This window comes from Schnuerera sp. (genome assembly GCF_035459645.1).
Lineage (GTDB): Bacteria > Bacillota > Clostridia > Tissierellales > Tepidimicrobiaceae > Schnuerera.
In genome coordinates, this window is sequence record NZ_DATHXO010000475.1 from 1 (window position 1) to 2628 (window position 2628).

General features: G+C 27.2%; 4 protein-coding genes and 1 pseudogene. All 5 read right to left on the reverse strand.

Going from position 1 to position 2628, the window contains the following annotated elements; translation table 11 throughout:
* A pseudogene (locus VK998_RS11165) lies at positions 1–488 on the reverse strand (hypothetical protein); the annotation flags it as partial.
* A gap of 332 nt (positions 489–820) precedes the next feature.
* Positions 821–1237 (reverse strand): S1 RNA-binding domain-containing protein, encoded by a 417-nt coding sequence (locus VK998_RS11170; protein WP_325228315.1) that lies wholly within the window; start codon positions 1235–1237, stop codon positions 821–823.
* Between the two features lie 75 nt (positions 1238–1312).
* Positions 1313–1633: an FtsB family cell division protein gene (locus VK998_RS11175; RefSeq protein ID WP_325228317.1), complete on the reverse strand. Its 321-nt coding sequence runs from the start codon at positions 1631–1633 to the stop codon at positions 1313–1315.
* A gap of 47 nt (positions 1634–1680) precedes the next feature.
* Positions 1681–2148: a spore cortex biosynthesis protein YabQ gene (gene yabQ / locus VK998_RS11180; RefSeq protein WP_325228319.1), complete on the reverse strand. Its 468-nt coding sequence runs from the start codon at positions 2146–2148 to the stop codon at positions 1681–1683.
* 18 nt (positions 2149–2166) lie between these two features.
* The gene (yabP, locus tag VK998_RS11185) at positions 2167–2448 is read right to left on the reverse strand and encodes a sporulation protein YabP (RefSeq protein ID WP_325228320.1); all 282 of its coding nucleotides are present in this window, start codon (positions 2446–2448) and stop codon (positions 2167–2169) included.
* Between the last annotated feature and the right edge of the window lie 180 nt (positions 2449–2628).

A 2628-nucleotide genomic window follows, 5' to 3' on the forward strand; every position in this document is an offset into this window, starting at 1 on the left:
CTTCCTATAGTTTCGACTGAAAGACTATATAAAAAGATATAAGTTAGAGTAAAAACCAATAGTCCTTCAAAAAAAATAATAAATAAATCATAAATAAATACACTTTCGAATATTAATAGAAATACAGATTTAGTTAATATAAAGATACTACCTGTAATGATAGATGATTTTGCCGATGAAAAAGCACTTATTTGTTTGACACGATTAAGTAAAATCCAAATGGCTACAGTTGAAACAATATAATCTATCCCACTTAACCCATGGAAAGAAAGGGTTCCCAGTATTATAGAAATAAAAATAAGAATATTAGGCTTGCCTGACAAAATATAGGCAGCCATAAAAGTTAGCCCAAAGGGTGTTAATTTATCAATTATACTAGCTCTACTAATAAAAAAAGCTAAAATAACAAGTAGTATATAACCCCAATTGAAAGTAATTATTCTATTTTGTATTTTCTTTTTAGTCGAAACATACTCCGTCTTTAACATATTCCATCCCCCCTATTTGATAAAATCTCTTGAATACATATTATCAAATAGGGGTAGAATATTTTGTCAATACTTCTTGTAAAGATGCAAGAAATTTTTGACATAAAACATTTATAAATTCTATTATTTTCTAATCTAAAGAAAAGTCACAACAAGGTTTCTTTTTACTGAAACACAAGTCTGTGCTTATTTAAGAAAAGCATATACATCTAATGTATATTTTTGTTTAAAATCTTGTAGATTGCATTTTGATTGGCTGGTGAACTTAATAAAGCTTAATATAAAGCTAAAGTTAAGTTTATAAACAATAAAAAAACCGGATTAATCCGGTTTTATAAGTCCATGCTTCTCCCCCTATACTTTTGTCCAAATCCTCTTTTACCTTCTCTCATCTTTAACTGATCTTGCTTTTCATTACTATCTTTTAAAAACTTAGACAACTTATCTTCAAAAGACATATTCTTTTGCTTTTCATCAGTTTTATCCCAATCAATTTCAATAGGATTATTTGTTTTAGGTTTGGCTTGTCTAATGGAAAGGCTTATTTTGCCATCCTCTGAGATTGATAAGATTTTTACTTTAACTTTCTGGTCTTTTTTCAAGTAGTCGGTTACTTTTTCAACATAGTCATCAGATATTTCTGAAATATGGACTAATCCACTTTTCCCTTTTGATAATTGAACAAATGCACCAAAGTTTGTAATACCTGTGACTCGGCCCTCAACTACTTTTCCAACAGTTACGGGCATAAATAAACAATTCCTCCTTATAAAAATATATTCTCCCATTAGTATATATTAGAAAACCAATATTGTCAATCATTTCTACTTCCTAAAGAAGCTAAAAGGACTTTTATCTTTGCCCTTATCAACATAAATTATTTCCCTAGGCCTTACCATTCTTAAATCTTCTCTAGCAATTTTTTCAACAAAGGTTAAAGAATCTTTATTTTTAATTTCATCATTTAATTCTTCTATATCTTCTTGTAATTGAGCTATTTCTTCTTCTTCTTTTAGCTTTTTATTAGTTAAATCCTTAATCATCATATTTTGACTAATTAAAGTTTTGCCAATCCCAAAAACTAAAAGCAAGAGTATTAAATGCGTTAATCTAAATCCTGATTTTTTTCTTCCTCTTCTTCTCATATTACCACCGCCTAATTAGTATATTCTATATCCTTTCAAAAAATCCTCTATTTTTTGTTAGAAATAATTTTTTTATACCGCTTAATTTCACTTATAGCTTCTTTAGGGATTTTTCTTATTTTATTTATTTTTCTTATTTTTGGAGATAATATATTTTTTACCCATTTAAAAGGTTTGATAATAACATTATTAATTATATTTATAATTCCATCAAATAATTTTAGTCCTAATGGGAATAATATTTTACTCAATATCTTTAAATAAATAAATCCTCCAATAAAAAAACCTATAAAAATATATCCCCTTAAACTTCCCCAGTTGCTTTTATTAATTATATAAAAAAATATAAGGGATATAGCTACCCAAAACAATAAATCCTCCAGTATGGTTATTATTTTTTTAGGTTTGAAATAATATCTGACTATTCTATATACATCATAAGCTAGTCCTGATATCAATCCACCATATACGGAAGTTAAAAATATATAAATTTGAATCCTTATTGTAGTTTCCATATTATTTAACTCCTTATGCTACTTAAATATTTTACCTATAATATTTCCTTTTTGAGATATATCTTTGTCTATATAACTTATACCATTAATATTGCCATCTATTTTTACATTTCCATCATCTAAATTCAACTTCCCCACATTTAGCCCTTCTCCTTTTATGACCATACCGCCCTTTATGGTTCTAAGTATAATTGTATTATCATTAAAGCTTTCTACTTGTTCTACTCCTGTAATAGTAACTTTATTTCTATCTTCAACCAAAATATTTTGATTCTTAAAACTCTCCTTTATTTCGGCCATTTTTATCTCCTCCTTCTATTCTTTTTACTTATATTTATGAAAAAAAAAGGCTTTTAGAACAAAGCCTTTAATCTATAAGCTCATATAATTCTATCGCGTCATCTTTTCTTACATTATCACTAATTTTTAACACTTTAATCTTCATGGCTCCAGTACCAAAGTTAACCTGGACTATATCTC